General features: G+C 54.4%; 14 protein-coding genes. 10 read left to right on the top strand and 4 right to left on the bottom strand.

Features of this window, described 5'->3' with window-relative positions:
* Positions 1–187: 187 nt before the first annotated feature.
* Positions 188–1,036 (top strand): alpha/beta hydrolase, encoded by an 849-nt coding sequence (locus tag RUDLU_RS0121865; protein ID WP_044130718.1) that lies wholly within the window; start codon positions 188–190, stop codon positions 1,034–1,036.
* Between the two features lie 239 nt (positions 1,037–1,275).
* Positions 1,276–2,124 carry a glycoside hydrolase family 16 protein gene (locus RUDLU_RS0121870; protein WP_019990571.1) on the top strand — a complete coding sequence of 283 codons (849 nt, stop codon included), beginning with the start codon at positions 1,276–1,278 and terminating at the stop codon, positions 2,122–2,124.
* A gap of 68 nt (positions 2,125–2,192) precedes the next feature.
* On the opposite strand, the gene RUDLU_RS0121875 is transcribed toward RUDLU_RS0121870, so the two are convergent.
* Together RUDLU_RS0121875 and RUDLU_RS0121880 are read right to left on the bottom strand one after the other, a co-directional pair.
* Complete coding sequence (locus RUDLU_RS0121875) at positions 2,193–3,284, bottom strand: SO2930 family diheme c-type cytochrome (RefSeq protein ID WP_019990572.1); 1,092 nt, start codon at positions 3,282–3,284, stop codon at positions 2,193–2,195.
* Between the two features lie 28 nt (positions 3,285–3,312).
* Entirely contained in the window at positions 3,313–4,596 is a 1,284-nt protein-coding gene (locus RUDLU_RS0121880) for a parallel beta-helix domain-containing protein (RefSeq protein ID WP_019990573.1), read from the bottom strand.
* A gap of 383 nt (positions 4,597–4,979) precedes the next feature.
* Here RUDLU_RS0121880 and RUDLU_RS0121885 point away from each other — a divergent pair, with 383 nt between their 5' ends.
* The 3 genes from RUDLU_RS0121885 to RUDLU_RS0121895 all read left to right on the top strand — a co-directional run bounded on the left by RUDLU_RS0121885 (position 4,980) and on the right by RUDLU_RS0121895 (position 8,570).
* Positions 4,980–5,594 carry a hypothetical protein gene (locus RUDLU_RS0121885; protein ID WP_019990574.1) on the top strand — a complete coding sequence of 205 codons (615 nt, stop codon included), beginning with the start codon at positions 4,980–4,982 and terminating at the stop codon, positions 5,592–5,594.
* A gap of 524 nt (positions 5,595–6,118) precedes the next feature.
* The gene (locus tag RUDLU_RS30440) at positions 6,119–6,715 is read left to right on the top strand and encodes a collagen-like protein (protein WP_019990575.1); all 597 of its coding nucleotides are present in this window, start codon (positions 6,119–6,121) and stop codon (positions 6,713–6,715) included.
* Between the two features lie 139 nt (positions 6,716–6,854).
* On the top strand, positions 6,855–8,570 hold the full coding sequence (locus RUDLU_RS0121895; protein ID WP_019990576.1) for an alpha/beta hydrolase: 1,716 nt from the start codon (positions 6,855–6,857) through the stop codon (positions 8,568–8,570).
* A 51-nt stretch (positions 8,571–8,621) separates the two neighbouring features.
* Here RUDLU_RS0121895 and RUDLU_RS0121900 read toward each other — a convergent pair whose 3' ends face one another.
* The gene (locus tag RUDLU_RS0121900; RefSeq protein WP_019990577.1) at positions 8,622–9,584 is read right to left on the bottom strand and encodes a tyrosine-type recombinase/integrase; all 963 of its coding nucleotides are present in this window, start codon (positions 9,582–9,584) and stop codon (positions 8,622–8,624) included.
* Between the two features lie 199 nt (positions 9,585–9,783).
* Between RUDLU_RS0121900 and RUDLU_RS0121905 the strand changes: the two genes are divergently transcribed.
* The 5 genes from RUDLU_RS0121905 to RUDLU_RS0121925 all read left to right on the top strand — a co-directional run bounded on the left by RUDLU_RS0121905 (position 9,784) and on the right by RUDLU_RS0121925 (position 16,844).
* Positions 9,784–10,743, top strand: coding sequence for a fasciclin domain-containing protein (locus tag RUDLU_RS0121905; protein ID WP_044129634.1), 960 nt, complete (start codon positions 9,784–9,786; stop codon positions 10,741–10,743).
* Positions 10,744–10,939: 196 nt separating this feature from the next.
* Positions 10,940–11,965 carry a fasciclin domain-containing protein gene (locus tag RUDLU_RS27950; RefSeq protein ID WP_019990579.1) on the top strand — a complete coding sequence of 342 codons (1,026 nt, stop codon included), beginning with the start codon at positions 10,940–10,942 and terminating at the stop codon, positions 11,963–11,965.
* Positions 11,966–12,429: 464 nt separating this feature from the next.
* Positions 12,430–15,405, top strand: coding sequence for a DNA polymerase I (gene polA / locus RUDLU_RS0121915; protein WP_019990581.1), 2,976 nt, complete (start codon positions 12,430–12,432; stop codon positions 15,403–15,405).
* 9 nt (positions 15,406–15,414) lie between these two features.
* A complete protein-coding gene (locus tag RUDLU_RS0121920) occupies positions 15,415–15,954 on the top strand; it encodes a DinB family protein (RefSeq protein ID WP_019990582.1) in 540 nt (179 codons plus the stop codon).
* A 44-nt stretch (positions 15,955–15,998) separates the two neighbouring features.
* On the top strand, positions 15,999–16,844 hold the full coding sequence (locus RUDLU_RS0121925) for a universal stress protein (RefSeq protein ID WP_019990583.1): 846 nt from the start codon (positions 15,999–16,001) through the stop codon (positions 16,842–16,844).
* A 33-nt stretch (positions 16,845–16,877) separates the two neighbouring features.
* Here RUDLU_RS0121925 and RUDLU_RS0121930 read toward each other — a convergent pair whose 3' ends face one another.
* Positions 16,878–19,505: a M14 family metallopeptidase gene (locus tag RUDLU_RS0121930; protein WP_027303295.1), complete on the bottom strand. Its 2,628-nt coding sequence runs from the start codon at positions 19,503–19,505 to the stop codon at positions 16,878–16,880.
* Positions 19,506–19,650: the final 145 nt, after the last annotated feature.

A 19,650-nucleotide genomic window follows, 5' to 3' on the forward strand; every position in this document is an offset into this window, starting at 1 on the left:
AACGATGATGAGTTAAGTTGTGATGAAATACGCCAAAACACCGGTAAGCAAGGGCGGGTTTTGCGCGTGGTTTGCGATTGGAATTTAGTTAAAATCCTTACATGCAGTGCTACCTGACCCGTTTACGTCTAAAAAAGCCCTTATTTTGCGGGTTGTGCGGAGCTTATTTTTGTTTATCTATTTCCTTATGGCCGATCCCACCCCGGCATTTTCGACGACTTCAGTGACCGTCGTCCGTGACGAATCGTTGTACTCTGTGCCCCTTAATCGGGCTGTGCAACTCGATATTATTCTGCCCCCTGCCTACAACGCCCACGCCCCCGAACCGTACCCGGTGCTGTACCTCAACGACGGGCAGGACCTCCCCCGGCTGCGGCTTGCCGAGGTGCTCGATTCGCTCTATGCCCAACAGGCCGTCCGGCCGTTTGTGCTGGTGGCCGTCCATACCCATGCCGACCGGATTCAGGAGTACGGCACGGCGGCCCAGGCCGATTACATGAAGCGTGGGAGCAAAGCCGGCTTGTACACCGACTTTGTACTGACCGAGCTGCTGCCCCATATCCATACCCATTACCGGGTAAGCGCAGCACCGGGGCAGGCTGCTTTTGCCGGGTTTTCGCTCGGTGGTTTGTCGGCATTTGACATTGTTTTTCATCACCCCGAACACTTCAGCCGGGCGGGTGTGTTTTCGGGCTCGTTCTGGTGGCGGAGCAAGGCGTTCAGCAGTGCCTACGACGACGATACTGACCGGATTATGCACACCCTGGTGCGGCAGGGACGCTACACCCCCGGCACACAATTCTGGCTGCAAACCGGCACCCTCGACGAAACAAGCGACCGTAACAACAACGGTGTCATCGACTCCATCGACGACACCCTCGACCTGATTGCTGAGCTGGAAAAGATAGGCTACCAACGCGAAAAGCCGGGTATCGCGGGGAATGTGCGCTACGTAGAGGTTGAAGGGGGCCACCATAACCCCGAAACCTGGGGAGCTATTATGCCGGATTTTCTGACGTGGGCGTTTGGCCGGTAAGCCCTGCCGATAATCTGTATCTGGTTGTAGGACAAGTTTCTTTTTTTGCCCGTCGGGTCGGCCCGTCGGATTACAGGATAAACAGGATTTTCCTAGACCTGAACAAATCCTTATAATCCTGTAATCCTGTCCCAAAATTTATTTGGCAAGCTTGCTTGTCCTATACCCTATATCTGCTGCCCGGTACTCTGTCTGGATTTGCGTAACATTGCGGTGTGAAGCTCTTCCAACTGATTATGATGCGTCATTCTGTTTATGTGCTGAGTTTGCTCGGCTTTTCGCTCGCTTGCCGGGGGCAGCAGGCCCCCGCGCCAGCCCGTTCACAAGCCATCAATACGCAACTGGTTTGGTTCGACGAATTTGACGGCAGTACCCTCGGCCGCCCCGGTGTACCACGCCCGGATGCTACCCGCCCCGACACCGCCCGCTGGGCGTACGACGTGGGTGGGAGCGGGTTTGGGAACAACGAACTTCAGTTTTACACGCGCAATCGGCCCGAAAATAGCCGGATCGAAAATGGCGTATTGATTATCGAGGCCCGTAAAGAAAACTGGGAAAACCGGAACTATACCTCGGCTAAGCTACGCACCAAAGGCAAGGTAGAGTGGAAACACGGCCGGGTGGAGGTGCGGGCCAAACTACCGGCTGGTCGGGGTACGTGGCCGGCCATCTGGATGCTGGCCGCCAAAGAGCCGCTGGTGTGGCCCAACGACGGTGAAATCGACATTATGGAGCATGTTGGGTATGACCCCGGTGTGGTGCACGGTACGGTACACACGCAGGCGTACAATCACGTCAAGAAAACCCAGCAGGGAGCCCAGATTACAGTTCCTGACTTCAGTACGGCGTTTCATGTGTACGCCATCGACTGGACTACTGATAAAATCGACTTTAAGGTCGACGGTAAAACATACTTCACCTTCGACAAGGAATCGTACGGCAAACGTTACGAGCAGTGGCCCTTCGATCAGCCATTTTACCTTATTCTCAACCTGGCCATTGGTGGCAATTGGGGTGGGCAGAAAGGCGTCGACGATGCGATTTTCCCCCAACGGATGGAGGTAGACTGGGTACGGGTGTATCAGTAGAAAGGGAGAAGGGAGGAAGGGAGAAGAGAGGAAGGGGTACCTATTTTCCGATTAAGTTCTCCAAACTGTCAGGGGGTCAGACTATTGATCCAGGTTTCTATCAGGGCCACGCCTTCCGTATGGATACTCACTCGCCCTACTTCGGGCATCATAATGCCGGGGTGCACGGAGTTCATTCGGTACGTCATGATGGAAGCTCGGCCATGACCGGGGTTCACGTCGAACCGAAACGAGCCGGCCCCAATGCCAGCCGCTACGGGTGATTTTCGTACGCCCCAATGGAATGGGTTGCGCTCTTCGTAGTTTAGGTAAAGGCCCGACGTTGCGGCAGGGCCTTTAGGGTTGTGGCAATGGCCACAGTTTACATCCAGGTACGAACGGGCGCGGCTATCGAGTGATGCGTGCGGGTCGGTCATGCTCACCAGCGACGGGCTACGCTCTATATCGGTTTTTGCCGCTTTGAGGTAACCCATTTTTACCCAGCGATGCAGCTGGTTTTCGGTGCCGTCGGCGTAGGCAATGGGGTGGTTGAGCTGTTTCGCCTTCGGACCAATGGGCATAAATACCTCATTGCGATTGTGGCAGCTTTTGCATTGGTTTTTGTTGGGCATTGCATACAGAATCTGGTGGGCCTGTCCGTGTTCGTCGGTCCAGCTTACCGGAATACGCTCACCCGTTACCTTGTAGTCGGCATCGGTCTGTTCGGCATTCCAGCGGTAGGGATAGGCTTTCCAGGCGCCTTTGTACTTTACAAGCAGGCGGGTTTCGAGGATGCGCCTTTGGGCGGCAGGCTTACGGAAGTCGGCCGGATAGTAAAAATTTTTCACCAGGATCGCCTTGTCGGGGAAGTCGAGTGGTTCATCAGGGGCCGTGGGGTCAAACGTAGCTGAGGTGCCCTGAGCCATCCAGACAAACCGCTTCTTCAACGCATAGTCGGTAAAAAGAGGAGCAACGGGTTCATAAATCAGCACCCGTTCGTTGGGCTGTAGGGCGTTCAGGTCGCCTTTGAAAAAGCCATATTCCGACAGTTTCTTCAACGGAAGCGTTTCAAAATCAAGCTCTCCGGGATTCGTTGGGGCATTGTTTGGCCCCAAACAGGCGTAAAAGGCCGCACCGCTAAAGATGAGCATGGCCACGCTCAATAATCGAAAATTTTTCATACCCAAAAAGCAGCTATTGGCAGTCGCTTTAAAGCACAGGGGGTGTTGTTTTGACGGTAACCGTACAGGCGTTGAACGGAGTTGCGTCCGGAAAAGCCTCAATTTCGGATAGCTTGCCACTGGCCGGTAAGCTAAACCGGGTAAAACGCAGGTCGGAGGTTTTTTCGCGAATACAGATATTCATTGGGTTTTTCTGCACATTGCGCCCACGGCTTTCGTCCACAATACCATCATAGACAATATCCTGGGCTTTTAGGCATTTGGTAGCAATGAGTTTGCCCATATCTTTGGTTAGGTCAGGCATACCAAACTCCCGTTCGTAGGTGTTATCATGAACGAATATGTTGGTGGTGTAGGGCGACCAGCCGGGGTGTTTGGGTATTGGCAACTGCGTGATGTGGTAGCTGGCAATGGAAATAGCCGCTGTCTTCTGGTTGATGAGCTTGTTGCCCATAATCTCAACCTCGTTGCCCGCCAGAATCACAATGCCGCTGCCGGGCGGAATCATGGTGATAGCGTTACCGTTGGCTACGGGACCCGAATCGGCAAAGTTTTCGTGGTTGTTGTTGCGGATCGTATTGTTAAAGACCCGCGTCCGTGAGCCAAATGCCTTTGGTAAACCGGGCAGGTTGAAGACCAGAATGCCGCCCGTGTTGTTTTCGGCTACGTTTTCATAGACCTCCGCATTATCTGAATTTTCTATTTCGATACCGGCCACGTTTTCAAAAACGACGTTGTTCCGTACAATGATATTTTCTGATTGCCCAACATAGATACCGGCATCCCGCGAGCGAGATACTTCGCAGCGTTCGATCAGTACGTTTTTACACTGCACCGGATAAATACCGTACGTGCCGCGTTTGCTAAGGTCGGTGTAGGACCAGGTCGTATTGACGGTTCTGAACGTGAGGTTATTGCAATGCTGTGTTTTGATGCAGTCGCCGGGTGCATCCATCACCGTAAACCCTTCCAGCACCACATCGTCACCAGCAATTTTCATTCCCTCGCCCCCGGCCTGTAGGTTTTTGAACGATAGCACGGTGTTGTACATCCCCGCCCCTTTGATGGTCACACGGTTCACCTTGTCCAGAATCAACTGGGTATTCATTTCAAAATAGCCTTCAGGTAGCTGAATGGTTTCACCCGGTTTGGCCTCAATAAATTGCTCTACTAATTTCTCAACCTGTTCAGGCGTGGCTTTAGGCAACTTTGTTACATCGAGTTGGGTGAGTTGTGTAGCAGATGGCTGACATGCACCAAGGCTAAAACCGAACAGAATGATTAAATGCCAGCGATAAATCAGTTTTACCATAATTAATGCGTAGTAAGATTAAAGGGTAGGTTAGTACAATACTAAGAAACAAGTACGGACTATTCGTTTGGAACTGCAACAGGATAGCCGAAAAAGCAGCAATATGGAGTAGTCAATCAGAATTAAATGTCTAATGAAATAGTTGATTGTCAGTAGTTAGCCCAATTATCCATTATGCATTGCTCTGTACTGGACATGAGATGTTGGACACCAGACGTTTGACTTCTCTACAGAATGGTAGTGGGTCTAACGTCTAGTGTCTGAAGTCCGAATGTCGAGTACTGATACTGAACTATATTACCTCATTTTTGAGTCAATGGTCGTACGAATGAGCCATTTAGCCCGTTCTTTGTACAGAGCTATCCATAAGGAAATACCAACCCATGTTACGAAATAGTGTTGTCAGTCAGTCCCGCCGGGGGGGCATTCGCTTGCTCATTGTCGGGCTATTGTTTACGGTCTCGGCCTGTGTGCCCGATTTTCTGGTGAAAGACCCCGAGTGGGTAGTCATCGAAAAAGGTATGCATGAGCCCGTGCTGAAACGGAAGGGCGGTATGCTCATCAGCCCGCGTGAGGTGTCGGCTACGGTAAAATTTGACAGTAGCTGCATGTACGACGTGACGCAGGTGGATGAGTTCGACTACAACAAAGTTTTCGGGCTGGGGTTTGTTGGGTCCGAAAACCAGCACATGGGGCAGGCTCCGCATCAGGTGGATGGAGCGCGGGTAGCCTGGCGCTGGAACCCCAAACAAAACCGGATTGACCTCGGTGCGTATGTGTACGTGGAAGGCAAACGGATTACGCAGGATCTGGGCAGCATGAAAATCAACGAAGAGCGCCGACTGAGCATCAAGATCGACTACGAGAACAGAACCTATCAGGTGCTCGACGGTGAACCAATTCCGTTTACACACAAAAAGACAATCGCCTATCGGAACGGTCTTTATTTCGGGGGTAACCAACCCGCCCCGCAGACCATCCGGGTCATGATAAAATAGTAAGGCTTTATTGAGCAAAAAGGTCAGCGAGGTACCAGTATTGGTAATCCTGACCTTTTTTTATGGTCTCCGCCCTGCAGAACGGGCCCCGAACTCAGTAAACAGTGGGGTGTAGGTTGCCGAAAAATTCGGTGCTTACGGGCTTGATAACCAATGCCAATCTCCTGATTCTTGCCTTTTGTCGAACACAAAATCCGTTGATTTTAGTACTGGATATTCGGACTTCAGGTACTGGATCTTGGACTTGCTACCTTTAACGTGAATTATGGATAATGCATATCGCAAATATCTCTCCTACAGTTAGTTGCTGGCGCATAGGGCTTCGACAGGCTCAGCCTGACCACAAATTTGTGAGCCGCCTGTCAGGCTGAGCTTGTCGAAGCCCTGTGCGCCAGCAATGTTCCGTAACTCACGTTACCTTTATGTATGAAGGTCTAATGTCTAATGTCCGACATCTAATTTCCCGTACTGAGTCCGTTGTATCGCGTTTTTTTGTAAATAGCAGTAAGACAAGACTTTATCGTATGAAAGCAACTATACTCAATTCGCTAGCCGGCGTTGTTCTGTTCATGCTTCTGGGCGGGTTGCTCGTGGGCTGCGAAGGCCCTCAGGGGCCCGAAGGCCCAGCGGGCCCGGCCGGTCCTACAGGCCCTCAGGGCGTATCGGGCGTTGCCGGAGCTACCGGACCAGCAGGCCCGGCTGGCCCAACCGGTCCCGCTGGTCCGGCAGGCCCTCAAGGGCCGGTAGGAACGGCCAACGTGATTTACTCGCCCTGGGTCTCGGTTAATTTTTCGGGGAGTGCGGCCCCGTTCACGGCCAATATCAATGCTCCGCAGATCACCCAGACTGTGCTCGACCGGGCCGATATTCGGGTGTATTGGCAGGAAAACGGGCGGGTAATACCCTTGCCGTATGCTGAGGTAGTCGGTAATGTGACTTATACGGTGCATCAGCGGTTTTTTGTGGGACGCATTGAGCTAAGGGCCAGTTATCCGATCAACGCGACGCAGCAAATGCGCTACGTCATTATCCCCGGGGGCGTCTCGACCGGCGGCCGCCTGGCCTCCATCGACTGGACCGACTACGCCCGCGTAAAAGCAGCCCTCAACCTGCCCGACTAACTGTTTGACTGAGGTCCGGTTAGTTGCCCAGCGATGACATCTTCCGAAAGATCGGGGCCGCCCGGCAGTCATCGCTATGGCACCACCACCATACGGGTACTTTTTTGTATGTTGGGCTGCATTTCAAGCCCAACATCCTATGCGTTATTTCTATTGTTGCCTGTTTAGCTTACTCTCCGCTCTGGTGGCGCAGGCGCAACCGCTCTTTTCGGTATCGTTTCCCGCTTCGGCTACCTCTACGGCTCTCGATGGGCGCGTGCTCCTTTTGCTCGCCAAAGACGCCAAAACCGAACCCCGTTTCCAAATCAGCGATGAGGCCGACACCCAACTGGTGTTTGGAATCGACGTCGACGGACTGAAACCGGGGCAGGCCGCTACGGTCAATAGTTCGGTGTTTGGGTATCCGCGCAAAAGCCTGGCCGACGTACCGGCGGGCGAGTATTACGTGCAGGCGGTGCTGCACCGGTACGAAACGTTTCGACTCAAAACGGGGCATACCGTAAAGCTGCCTATGGATCGGGGAGAGGGGCAACACTGGAATCTGGCACCGGGCAATCTGTACAGCAAACCCGTCAGGATTCGGTACAACCCGCGCACCAAACAGGTGATTCCGGTCGTGATGGATCAGGTGATTCCACCCATTGAGGAGCCCAAAGACACCAAATACATCAAGCACATCAAGGTGTTGAGCAAGCGGCTTACCGAGTTTTGGGGTCGGCCTATGTACCTGGGGGCCCATGTGCTGCTGCCGCATGGATTCGATGAACACCCCAACGCCCGGTTTCCGCTATGCGTATTTCACGGGCATTTCCCGGCCGATTTCGACGGATTCAGCGAGACGCCCCCACCCGCCGACATGGACACGAGCGATTACGTGCCCCGGTTTGGCATTTACGGCTATAAAAAGCGGGTAGCGCAGGAGGCCCACGATTTCTACAAGCAGTGGACAAGCAAGGATTTTCCCCGAATGCTGATCGTAGAAATTCAGCACCCAACGCCGTATTACGATGACTCGTACGCCGTTAACTCGGCCAGCATGGGGCCCTGGGGCGACGCCATCATGTATGAGCTGATTCCCGAAATTGAACGCCAGTTCCGGGGAATTGGCCAAGGCTGGGCCCGGTTTACCTACGGGGGCAGCACGGGCGGTTGGGAGGCTCTGGCGGTGCAGGTGATGTACCCCGACGAGTTTAACGGTTGTTTTGCGGCTTGCCCCGATCCCATTACGTTTCAGGCGTACACCGTGGTCGATATTTACAAAGATCAGAACGCTTATTACCTCGACAGCCCGCACAAGCGCACCCCGCGCCCCGGCAAACGCGACTATCTGGGACATGTGAAATGTACCATTGAGGACATGAATCACCGCGAGCTGGCGCTGGGAACCAACTCCCGCTCCGGCGATCAGTGGGACATCTGGCAGGCGGTATTTTCGCCACAAGGCCCCGACGGCTACCCTAAGCCAATCTGGGATAAGCGTACGGGCGTAATCGACAGGCAGGTGGCGGCCTACTGGCGCGAAAACTACGACTTACTCCATATCCTGAAGCGCGACTGGAAAACGCTGGGCCCCAAACTGGCCGGTAAAATCCGAATCTACTGTGGCGACATGGACAATTTCTACCTCAACAATGCGGTGTACCTGATGGAGGATTTTCTGAAGCAGACCCGTAACCCGCATTACGGGGGCGAGGTGGCCTATGGCGACCGGGCCGAGCACTGCTGGAACGGTGACCCTACGCAGCCTAACTACATTAGCCGTCTGCGGTACAACTCCATGTACGTGCCCAAAATCCTGAAACGAATCGAGGAATCGGCTCCCAAAGGTGCCGACCTGACGAGCTGGAGGTATTAGAAAATAAGGAGAAGGGAGAAGGGGAGGAAAGGGAAGAAGGAGAAACCTCACTCATTCCCTTCTCCCTTCTCCCTTCTCCCTTTTCCCTTTTTCTTCCTCCCTTTCTTCCCTTTCCCCCCTTTTCCCACTCTTCGGATGTGCCTGCTCGTAGGTTTTGCGGAGTTGTTCGAGGCTGGTGTGGGTGTACACCTGCGTAGCGGCAAGGCTGCTGTGGCCGAGTAAATCTTTGATGGCGTTGAGGTCGGCTCCGCGGTTGAGCAGGTGGGTAGCAAACGTGTGGCGCAGCACGTGCGGACTTTTTTTCTCCAGTGTGGTTACCAGCGTCAGATTGCGTTGTACAATGCGCTGAATCAGAACGGGGTACGCCTGAATACCCTTGTCGCTCACAATCAGGTACACCGAATCGGCCTCGTTGCCAAACGTTTCGGTTTTCAGGCGGATATACGTCTCAACCAGCTCGGCGAGGGAGGGGGGCATGGGCACAACCCGGTGTTTGTTTCGCTTGCCCAGTACCGTAATGGTGCGTTCGTACCGGTTAATGTCGGCTACTTTCAAGCCAATCAGCTCGCTCAGGCGGATGCCCGTTCCGTAGAGCAGTTCCAGTACCAACTTGTCACGTTGACTCGCAAAGTCGAGCGGAAACTCGATTTCGTCGAGTAAGGTTTCCATCGGCTTTTCTTCCACAAAATGAGGCAGTTTCTTGCTCGTTTTGAGGGCCTGAATCTTGAGCATCGGGTCGGCCTGAATCGTTTTCCGGCGCAGCTGATACCCAAAGAAACTCCGCAGGGTGGCAATCTTCCGATTTACCGACGTGCGATCCATTTCGGCTTCTACCAACGACACAATCCAGGCTCGCACCTGCCGAAAATCGGCCGTGAGAGGTGTTTCGAGCTCAAACTGATCGGTCAGAAAATGACTAAACTGCTGAAGGTCTTTACTGTAGGCCGTCAGGGTATGGTGGCTCAGGCGTTTCTCGAAACGGATGTGGTGTAAAAAATCGTCGACAGGGTTCATAAAGCGGGCGCAGAGTCGGGTACGAAGTTAATCGAGCCGGACAAAAATTGACCAACTAACAGAAAAAGAGTGTTTTGTTTAATATTTGATAGGTAAGTGTTAAACAGTTTTTAATCAATGTCCGTTTATTAACCGTAATCGCATTGGGTAGCGGTTATGCTATCTACATACAACCAAACCAATTCAAACTATCTTTCCAATGATTAGAACATCGCTTTTTCGTCGGATGGGATTTCTGATGACCGTACTCCTTTTGGGTATTGCCACGAGCTGTAAGGAAGACGAAGGCACCACGCCCCAAACCGTAACCGATTTAGTGGTTGCCGACAGCCGGTTCAGTCTGCTTGAGGCCGCTGTGTTGCGCGCCGGGCTGGGCGATGCGCTCCGCACCACAAACAACATTACTGTTTTTGCGCCTACCGACGAGGCTTTCCGGGCGGCTGGTTTTGCCGATGCAGCCGCCATCAATGCCGCTCCGGTAGCTACCCTGGCGGCCATTTTGCAGTATCACGTGCTGCCCACGCGGGTTGCGTCGAGTGCGATTAACGTAGGCGACAACGCACCACAGGCCAGCCTTCTCTCGACCAACGGCACCGTGTATGTTACCCGTAACTCAGGCGGGGTTTCGGTCAATGGCGCGCGGGTAACCACGGCGGATATTGCCGCATCGAACGGGGTTATTCATGCTATCGATAAAGTGCTACTGCCCCCCGCGGGCAATTTGCTTGAGGCCGTTGTGGCTCTCAATACGGCCAACAACAACCAGTATTCGCTGGTGATTGCGGCTGTTCAGCGCGCCGGTGCCGCGGTAGTAGGTGCACTGAGCACGGCAGCGGGTCCGTTTACGTTGTTCCTGCCAAATAATGCGGCTTTCACGGCGGCTGGCTTGGGTACCGAAGCGGCTATCAATGCGGCTAATCCGGCTACACTTCAAGGTATTTTGCTGAACCACGTTGTACCGGCGCGGGTATTCTCTACGAACCTCGTAGCCGGGGCTGTGCCCATGGCTGGCGGATCGGCCTCGACGGTTGCCATCAATGGTAACTCCGTAACCATCACCGGCAAAGGCAACGGAACATCGGCTTCGAACGTAACCCGTACCGACATCGTCGCTACGAACGGCGTTGTTCACCTGATCGACCGGGTATTGTTGCCGTAATCCGGTACACGAAGACTTTCATGACGGGGTGTCGGCCGCTAAAAACGGTTTGGCGCCCCGTTTTGGCATAATATGTGTTGAGCCATTGGTTCAGATAATCGGGCCTGATATATCGGCTTTCGGCTTCAGACGTTTTTTAACTGGTCGTGTCGACTGAAACGCTGTGCGAACACCAAAAGCGATACGCCCTGACGCTATGAACACAACACGTACCCAATCTGCTAAATCGTGGTCGCTGCTGACCTGTACCCTGGCTGGTGCCATCTGGCTAACCAGTTGTAGCCGAGGTACCGACGTGGCGCCGGACCCTGAGCCTACGCTTCCCAGTACAACCGTTACGATGCCCTCGACCGTAACGGCTACCGGCTCGCTGACCGACATTGTGAGCCGGACTCCCCACCTGAGTCTGCTCAATGCCGCCCTGATCCGGTCGGGCCTCGCGGAGAGTTTCCGAACCGGTTCTGTAACCTTGTTTGCCCCGACCGATGAGGCTTTTCGGGCGGCAGGCATCGCCAAAACCACACTCGATTCGCTGTCACCCGCGCAGGTGCAGCGGATTTTACAATACCACGTACTCAACAGTCGCCTGTCGGTCTCGGCTTTGCCGGCCAACACGCCAACGCCGGCACCTACAGCTCTGGTTACGGCTTCTATGACTTTGTTTAGAGCTTCCGATGGCCGACTGTTTGCCAATGCCGCCCGCATTGTTCAGCCCGATATTGGCGCTAATAACTCGGTCATGTTTGTGATTGATCGGCTGTTACAGGCTCCGTCGCTGTCGACGCTGGAACTGATTCGGGCCAACCCCGAACTGTCGTTGTTCCGGCTGGCGGTCGACCGGGCCGGGGCCACTGTGCTCACGGCCTTGCAGTCGTCGGCTGAAGGGGGCATTACCGTGTTCGCACCTTCCAACGCGGCTTTTCGGGCGGCCGGTTACGTCGATGCCGACGCGGTGCGCAGTGCTGACCCGGTGCGGTTGGCCGAGATTTTACGGTATCATGTCGTAGCCCGGCGGACATTCAGCCCCATGCTTCGGTCGGGCGATGTAGCTACTGTGCAGGGGACGCCCCTGAGCATTATGGTAGGCGAGCAGGGGACCATGTTGACGGGGCGAGGTAACCCGGTAACGGGCGCAAAATTGCTACAAACCGACCTGACAGCCACCAACGGAGTCGTCCACCTCATTGACCGGGTTTTGCTGCCTACGGCAGTGAATAACTAAGCGTAGTAAACGGAAATGGACGGCTTCTGCTGTGAGATAACCTGACCTGAGTAATTTATCAGGTTGTCTGTCAGATTATGTGGAAGTCATGTAGCTCAGGCTTTATATAAAAGGTATATCCCGATTATAACGACATAATGGTGTAACCGCCGAAAGGGTACAAATGGTAGCAATACACAACCGTACAGGACAACCCGCCCGACTAAATGACGCTGCGGAAGCTCAACCATGTCGGACCAATAGTGGACGTAGAAATAATAGAACGAGCAGGAGATAACAGCCAACAACCAAAATAACACCCAGAATAAAGTGGAGTTGATCAAAAGCGCGTGCTGTACATAGCGCTCATGCCACGCGGAGATTGTCCTGAGTCGATCCTTCATACGTAATCGGTAGTAAGCGTTTGGGAGCTTTACTTCGGCAGATGTGTTATCTTTACACGACATAAAGATAGGCTTTCCTGCATGGCAAAACCACAAAACAAACTGTTTCTGCTCGACGCCCTGGCGTTGATCTACCGCGCCCATTTTGCGTTTAACAAAAATCCCCGTATCACCTCAAGGGGCTTGAATACCAGTGCCATATTTGGCTTTATGAATGCCATGCTGGAGGTGCTGCAAAAAGAAAAGCCGACGCATATCGGTGTCGCGTTTGATCACTCCAAAAAAACGTTTCGGCACGAACAGTTTCCGATGTACAAAGCCACCCGGCAGTCGCAGCCCGAAGATATCAGCGTGGCTACGCCGTACATCAAACAGATTGTCGAAGCCATGAATATCCCCATCCTGATTATGGAGGGTTTCGAGGCCGACGACATCATCGGGACCATTGCCAAACGGGCCTGCGCCACGGGTGAGTTCGACGTGTACATGATGACCCCCGATAAAGACTACGGCCAACTGGTAGACGAGTGTATCCACATCTACAAGCCCGCTTTTATGGGCAAAGCGGCCGAAAAACAGGGCGTGAAAGAGGTTTGCGAACGCTGGGGAATCGAACGTATCGAGCAGGTGACCGATATGCTGGGTCTCATCGGCGATTCGGTCGACAACATCCCCGGTATTCCGGGCATTGGTGAGAAAACCGCGCAAAAACTGATTGCCGAATTTGGCTCCGTCGAAAATCTGATTGCCAATGCCGATCAGTTGAAGGGGAAGCTGAAAGAAAATGTGGTGCAGTACGCCGATCAGGGACTATTGTCGAAACAACTGGCGACCATTCATCTCGACGTGCCCGTACCGTTCGATGCCGAAGCCCTGCGCCTGACCGAGTACGACAAACCCCGGCTGACGGCCCTGATGGACGAGCTGGAGTTTCGGCAGATGAAAGGTCGGCTGGGCCTCGACTCGCCCGCCGAGCAACCGCTCCCCCCGGCGTTCAGAGCGGCCGGAAACGGGCAGATGGACATCTTTGCTGCATCGGCCCCCGCACCCTCAGGCACGGCCGACCTGCCGTTTGCCTTTGAACCGGGCGATGCGACCGTTGCCGATACCCCGACCCCCAAAACCCGCAAAAAGGCAGCCTTAACCGAATCGACCACGAGCGAGACACCGGCCGACGCCGATGCTCCCGCGTTTCTGGATGTTTATCCCGATGCCGAAATCGAGACGGGCGCCAGCAAACCGCGCAAAACCATTCAGTCGGTCAGGCACGATTACCGGCTCATCGATACGCCCGAACTGCGCGCCAGTCTGGCGCACTTCCTGAGCCGCCAAACGGCTATTTGCTTCGACTCCGAAACCACTGCCATCGACCCCGTTGAGGCCGATCTGGTCGGTTTGGCGTTTGCTTACCGGGCGGGTGAGGCCTTTTACGTGCCCGTTCCGGTCGACCGGGCCGAGGCTCAGGCAATTGTCGATGTGTTTAAGCCGGTGCTGCAAGACCCCGCCATCACTAAGATCGGGCAGAACCTGAAGTATGACCTGCTGATGCTCAAAAAGTACGGTGTGGAGGTGCAGGGTAAGCTGTTTGATACCATGATTGCCCATTACCTGATTGAGCCTGAGCAGCGGCACAACATGGATATTATGGCCATGACGTACCTCGACTACCACCCGGTTGAGATTGAAGCCCTGATTGGTAAAAAAGGCAAAGGGCAACTAACCATGCGTGAGGTAGACGTGGAGAAAATTGTGGAGTATGCTGGCGAAGATGCCGACATTACCCTGCAACTGAAGCAAACGTTTGAGCCGTTGCTCGAAAAGGATAACCTCTTCAAGCTGTTCGATCAGGTCGAAATGCCACTCGTGCAGGTTCTGGCCGACCTGGAACTGGAAGGTATTCGGATTGATACCAACGCCCTGGCCGAGTTGTCGGCTACACTCGATACCGACGTGAAGCAGGTGCAGCAGGAGATTTACGAACTGGCTGGGGAGTCGTTCAACATCGGGTCGCCGAAACAGCTGGGCGAAGTGCTGTTCGATAAACTGAAGCTGGACAAAAACGCCAAAAAAACCCGGACGGGGCAGTACGCTACAGGCGAAGAAATTCTGTCGAAGCTGGAAGCCGAGCACGAAATAGCCCGCAAGATTCTCGACTACCGCGAGCTGATCAAGCTTAAAAATACCTACGTCGATGCGTTGCCGTTGCTGATTAGCCCGCGCACGGGTCGTATTCATACCTCGTTCAATCAGGCGGTAGCAGCAACGGGGCGGCTCAGCTCGACCAATCCGAACCTGCAAAATATCCCGATTCGTACCCCGCGCGGGCAGGAGATCCGGAAGGCGTTTGTGCCTCGGTCGGAGGAGTTCCTGATTATGTCGGCCGATTATTCGCAGATCGAATTGCGGATTATGGCCGCTTTCAGTGGCGACGAAACTATGACCAACGCCTTCAACAACAACATCGACATTCACACCCAAACGGCCAGCAAGGTATTTCATGTGGGCCTGGGTGAGGTAACGAGCGAGATGCGCCGGAAGGCCAAGACTATCAACTTCGGGATCATCTACGGGATTTCGTCGTTCGGGCTGGCGCAGCGGCTAAAAATTCCGCGCAAAGAGGCCGCCCAAATTATTGAGGAATATTTCGGGGAGTTTCCGGCCGTGAAAGCGTACATGGATCAGAGCGTTGAGAAGGCCCGTGGTTTTGGGTATGCCGAAACGATTCTGGGCCGTCGGCGGTACCTGCGCGACATCAACTCCCGCAATGTAACCGACCGGATGTTTGCCGAGCGCAACGCCATTAATGCCCCCATTCAGGGTAGCGCGGCCGATATGCTCAAGATTGCCATGATCCAGATTCACGACATGATGCGCCGGGAGCGCATGAAATCAAAAATGATTCTGACGGTGCACGATGAATTGGTGTTCGATGCCCACCGCGATGAGCTGGATATACTGCGCGAGCGGGTAGATCATATCATGAAAAACGCGATTCCGATGGCCGTCAAGATGGACACGGGCATTGGTGTGGGTGAAAACTGGCTCGTAGCTCATTAACCTATTCTTGTGAAACGAAAGACCTTTCTTAAACGGGCAGCCGGGTTCGCCGGGCTGCCCGTTGTCTCGCTGTCGGGGGCCAACCCCGAGGCCGACCGAATTCGGCAGGAGTTGCTCGATGCCTGGCGGTCTTCCGAAAAAGTATCGCTTGCCACCGCCGAACAGATGCCCGAATCGGGGTATAATTTTCGGTACACGCCCGAGGCCATGACCTTTGCCGAGCAATGGCGGCATTGTATTTTGTATACAATAGGGCAGTTGCAGGCCGATTTTGAGCAGCCCAATCTGTACGCAGGAAAACGCTTACCCCTGGACATGACTAAGGCCCAGGTGCTGACCGAGCTGCCCCGTATGTACGCTCATGTGCGCCGGGCCATCGAGACCATTCCGGCCGAAAAACTGCTGGCTACCGTGGAGTATGGCGAGCATAAAATGCCGGGTTGGCGGTTGTTGTACGTGCTCGAAAACCACATTATCCACCATCGGGGGCAGTGCGTTGTGTATCTGCGGCTGAAGGGCATACCGCCCGAAAGCTACTATGGCTGGTAAAACAGGCCGCTCTCTTTTGGGTTTATTCTGAAAACTACTATACCATGAAAGCCATCCTTTTCCCTACCGATTTCACGGCATCTACCCAACACGCTTTAGACTGGGCGCTGTTTTTTGCCCGCCAATACAAGGCCACACTGGTGGTTTTGCACGTGTATCAGCCCCCCATTCCCGATGCTACCCTGCCTACCATGGGCGATCTTGGCGTGGGGGTTATGGCAACCGCCGACCTTGAACAAATTGGCCGCGAAAACCTCCAGAAGCTGGTCCAGAAACTCCAGCCTGAGGGCGTCGCTATTGAATCGGAATGGCGGATTGGGTCCGTTGAGGATGAAATCGTGGCCGTTGCCAATGAGCGTGATATTGATTTGATCGTAACAGGCCGCAGTGCCCAAACCGGCTTTTTCGACCGGTTGGTGGGGAGTGCCGCTGCCGATGTAGCGCGGGCCGCTACCTGCCCGGTGCTGGTGGTCCCCAATCTGCCCGACGATGCCCCGGTGACCCCTGTACAGGTAAAACAGGTGGTATATGCCACCCAACTGGAGTTCGACGAACGCGATATGCTCGCGCAAACCCTGGCCGTAGCGCGGGCGTTTGGGGCGAGTCTGCAACTGGTAAAGGTCGATGCGGCCAACCAGCCCGATCTCTACGACGACCATCAGCTGCTCATGCAATTGCAGCGTCAGCACGGCGACCTGCCCCTCGACCTGGAAAAAGTAAAAGCCCGGTCGGTTACACAAGGGCTTACCGAATATCTGGAGTCGCACCCCGCCGATTTGCTGGTGATGACCACCCGCGAACGAACATTCTTCCAGAACCTTGTCAACCCCAGCCAAACCGAACGGATGGTTGCCCGGACAGAAGTGCCGGTACTGGTATTGCATGGATAACAAAAAGCCCCGGCAACTGCCGGGGCTTTTTGTTTAATTCCCAACCATAAACACAGCGTTGGCAAACAGAAGCTTACCGTTGTACCAGAAGCCCCGGAACAACGGGTTGTCGGCGAGGTAAACCACCGAGCCGCGTCCAAGCGATTGTACACCCATCGACAGGGTGTTTTTCAGTTTCTCTTTGGCATTGCTCCCGGCAAAACCCGCCACGTAATTGTCGGCTTTGAGGTAGCCTACATTCCAGCCATCTTTAAGCAGATCGAAGTTGTGCGCATCCTGTACGATGGCGTAATAGTTGTTGCCTAAACCAAATGCCAGCGGGTGCGTGGTGTCGAGCGTGATGCGGTAGATGCTGCCGGGGGTCTCGTCCGACACGGCATCGCGTTCACGGTCAGCATAGGCTTTTACTGAATCCGTAGCCGATTTTTTGTCTTTATCGTCTTTCTTGGCGTCTTTTTCCTTGTCGGGTTTCTCCTTCAGTTCAAAGCCATCTTTACCCGCCAGCGCGTCGGCGGCCCGCTCAAGGGCAATCAGTTTGCCACCTGCCTGTATCCACGTTTTAAGGGCCGACAAGGTTTTGTCGTTCAGGATCCGGCCGTAGGTGTAGCCCGTGGGCATCACCAGTACGTCGAGTTTGCTCAGGTCAATCGACGCCAGATCGTTGCCCGTAATGAGCGTCGACGGATATTGAAGCTCCTGATCGAAATAATGCCAGACCTCGCCTGAGGCCGTCGGCGACATCCCTTCGCCCACTATAACACCCACGCGGGGGGCTTTCAGGGCCATCACAAAATCAGAGCCGAAGTCGGAGCCTTTCGTCACGAAGCCGGTTTGCACCGGCGTCAACGTAACATTTGCTTTTTGGGCTTCGGCCTGCACAATCTGGTCGAAACGGGCCCCAAGACGCTCATTGCCCGCCCGCGTAATGAGCAACGTGCCCGCCGGGTACGATTGGCCGCCCAGTTCGAACGGTTTCTCAGCGGCCCGCACCTTAAGTTTTTGTTTCAGCAAACCTGCCAGTAATTGCGCCGAGGGCATCGACTGCCAGCGCACCAGATACGCGTAGGGTGTGGCTCCGGCCGTCTGCGATGTAGAAACCGGGACCGACGCCGGGGCTACCGTACTGGCAGGTTCCAGGCGGGTTGTCAGGCCGTAGGTCGTCAAGCCAAAGGCGTAGGGCAATGACCAGGCCGTAATGTCGTACGTCACCGAATCTTCGAGGGCCGACTTGGGCTCAAACAGAATCTTGAGCAACGTCGACTTGGGTTGGTACGCGCTGATGACCAAATCCTCGGGGGCCACCGTAACGCCCGACTCGGTTTTCTGGGTGAAGTAATTGAAGCCGCTCAACCCGCCCGTGTTTGTATTGCCGCGCGATTTTCCGGTTGAAGCCGTAGCGGCCGCCCGGCCGTAACCGTACCGAATCTGGTTTTTATCGAGCAACTGTCGCAAGGCGTTCATGCGTCCGGCATCGCCATTGGCTTTGATCACGTAGCTTTTGTAGGCGCCAATCGGGCTGGTACGGGCTTTATCGTAAAACTCACCAAAGGCTTTCACAATATCGCTACCCCGATCCGCTACCGACTCCAGTGTGGCAATACTGGCGGCCGTGTGGTGATCGATCCGTTGCCGGAGCGTCAGCGTGTCGCCGTCGGCTTTCGTAATGGCCAAACCCGCGCGGGTGTTGCCGCCCTGCTCGTAGGTCATGGCGATGGCACCGTTGTACGTTGGCCAGGTATCGCCGTAGCTGGGGTAGAACAAATCGAACCGCTCGCGGGTGTAGTACAGCCAGCCGTTGCGGTCGAAATAGCGGCTGCAATACTGCCCGATTACGTTCTGGAAATCGCGCTGAAAGGGCGTAATATCCTCGTGGTAAGGTTTGGCCGAGGGCGCAAAGTAGTACGGGCTTTCTACGCCCATTTCGTGAAAGTCGCCGTGTACATGGGGCATCCAGCGGTGGTACATCGCCATTCGTTGCTGGGTTACCTCCTGCGTTTGCCATGCCCAGTCGCGGTTAGGGTCGAAGTAGTAGTGGGTGTACCGACCGCCGGGCCAGGGTTCATTGTGTTCACGGGCGAAGGGCGTAGGGTCGGCCACGCGGCCCTGCATCTGATTGTACCAGTTTACGTACCGGTCGTGCCCGTCGGGGTTCAGGTCGGGATCGAGAATCACCACCGTTGCGTTCAGGATTTTCTGCATCACGGCGGGTTGGTCGCTTCCTTTCTGCGGGTCAACCAGTCCGTACAATACCTCCATAAATGTTTCGGAGCTGACGGCTTCATTGCCGTGCACATTGTAGCTCAGCCAGGCAATAGGGGTTTGGGTAGCCGATGCCGGATTCCCCTCGGCCATCCCGATTCGTTTGAGGTTATCGGTCCGGATTTCTTCGAGCCGGTTCATGTTGGCTTCCGACGCGACCACCACTATCGCCAGTGGCCGGCCTTCGTACGTGGTGCCGTATGGAATAACCCGCACTCGGCCCGGCACCTGCCGGGCTACCTGTTCGGCATAGGCCAGCACCCGATGGTGGGGTGTGTAGCGCTCACCGATTCGGTAGCCTAAAAATTCCTGGGGGGATGTTACTGTGTTTGTTGAAGTCGATTGGGCATTGCTAAAAAAATTTAAGCAACAGAGACCCACGACCAAAAGAGACCGGAGCATGCAGATAATGAAGTAGATGACTAAAAAAATGAATCCATCAAAAGTAGGTTTAAAACGCTCAGAAGTGAATTTTTTAAAATTTTTTTGCTCGAAATGTTGCGCGTGAAGATTTTCGCCGTACTTTTGCATCACGATTCGCTGACGC

Source organism: Rudanella lutea DSM 19387 (assembly GCF_000383955.1).
Lineage (GTDB): Bacteria > Bacteroidota > Bacteroidia > Cytophagales > Spirosomataceae > Rudanella > Rudanella lutea.